The 1441-nt window shown below is 63.8% G+C and carries 2 protein-coding genes and 1 pseudogene; all 3 read right to left on the reverse strand.

Going from position 1 to position 1441, the window contains the following annotated elements; all coding sequences use genetic code 11:
- Positions 1–68 (reverse strand): annotated as a pseudogene (locus HX846_RS39900) (acyl carrier protein); the annotation flags it as partial.
- Positions 46–858, reverse strand: a complete 813-nt coding sequence (locus HX846_RS31580; protein ID WP_102367952.1) for a 1-acyl-sn-glycerol-3-phosphate acyltransferase — start codon at positions 856–858, stop codon at positions 46–48. The gene HX846_RS31580 and the pseudogene HX846_RS39900, both read right to left, overlap by 23 nt.
- A partial coding sequence (locus HX846_RS31585) for a beta-ketoacyl synthase chain length factor (protein ID WP_178966902.1) occupies positions 834–1441 on the reverse strand: 608 nt, incomplete at its 5' end. The genes HX846_RS31580 and HX846_RS31585, both read right to left, overlap by 25 nt.

Genomic DNA, 1441 nt, shown 5'->3' on the forward strand with positions numbered 1-1441 from the left:
TCTTCCAGGCCCAGGGCCTCGATGATCAGCGTTTTTATGTCGTGCTCAAGGCGGTGTTGGTCGCTCATCTTCGGCGAGCTCCTTAATAAAATACTGGTGCAGGTAATCGTTGAGCTTGCGTGATGCCTGGGGCGCGGGCCCTTGTGCGGCAAACGCCTGTGGTTCTATATCGGCACCCACGCGCAAACTGAAGTGAAAGCGGCGATTCGGGATGCGATACCAGGGTTCGGCCTTGGTCAGTGTGGTGGGGCTGACCTTGATCACTACCGGGGTGATGATGCTCGCACCGCGCAGGGCAATGGCGGCGGCGCCGCGATGAAAGGTCGGTGCCTGGCCCGGTGAGGTGCGGGTACCTTCCGGGAAAATGATCAGGGTCTGGCCGTCCCGCAGGGCATCGGCGGCGGCGTCGAGCATGTCGGCGCTGCCGTCGTTGCTGATGTAGCCGGCGTCGCGCACCGGGCCCCGGGTGAAGGGGTTCTGCCACAGGCTCTGCTTGACCACGCAGTTGGTCTGGCGCATCTGGGCGATCAGGAACACCACGTCCACCAGCGATGGGTGGTTGGCAATGATCATCTGGCCCGGGCGGCCGAGCTTTTCCGCGCCTTCGACGCTGTAGGTCAGGATGCCCAGGCGCGTCATCATGCGGATAAACAACCAGAACAGGCAGCTGATGGTGTGGCGGGCGCGTCGCTGATGCTGTTTGGCATCACCCGGCAGGCAACTGAGCAGCGGAAACACCAGGACACGCAGGCACAGGCCGCCGAGGCCAAACAGGGCGAAGGCGGTGGCAGTGGCGAACAGGCGCCAGTAGTAGGCCTTCCGGGGCTTTTCGGTCAGGACTTGCGTTGCCAGTTCCATACTCGGTTCTTCCAGGCATGTTGGCAGGCGCCCTGTTCGTTCAGCAGGGTGCGCAGCAGGTTCAGGGCGTGGGGCCACTGGGCTTTGGTGGTGGGTTGGACAGCGGCTGTATTCAGTTCCAGCTGCCACTCGTCGCCCGGTGTCAGCAGCAGGCCGAGGGCGTAGGGGAAGGGCACGTCCTCGATCCAGCGCGCATAGGCTTCGGGGGGCTGTTCCTCGGTAATGATCAGCAATACAGCCGGTGCGCCTTCATTGAGCAGGGCAGCGGCTTCGAGCATGCCGTGCTCCAGGCCATCGCCGGCGGCGGCGAGGGCGGTCATTTCACTGGTTTCATTGCGCAGGATCGACCACAGGCCAATCACCGCGTTATGCACCGACAGGCTGAACTGGGTCGGCGACAGGGGCTCGTCGTTGGCCAGGTCGCTGAGAATATCGAGGGTGCGTGGGGTTTCGCCGTGACGGGAAACAAACACCAATGGCAACTGTTGCAAGCCTTCGGCCAGGGGCCAGCCCACACTGAAGGCCATGCGCGCCAGGCGGCTCAGGCGCCGGCGCTGCATGGCCGGCAGGAAGGACACGTCGG

This window comes from Pseudomonas sp. K5002 (assembly GCF_013386655.1).
Taxonomy (GTDB): domain Bacteria; phylum Pseudomonadota; class Gammaproteobacteria; order Pseudomonadales; family Pseudomonadaceae; genus Aquipseudomonas.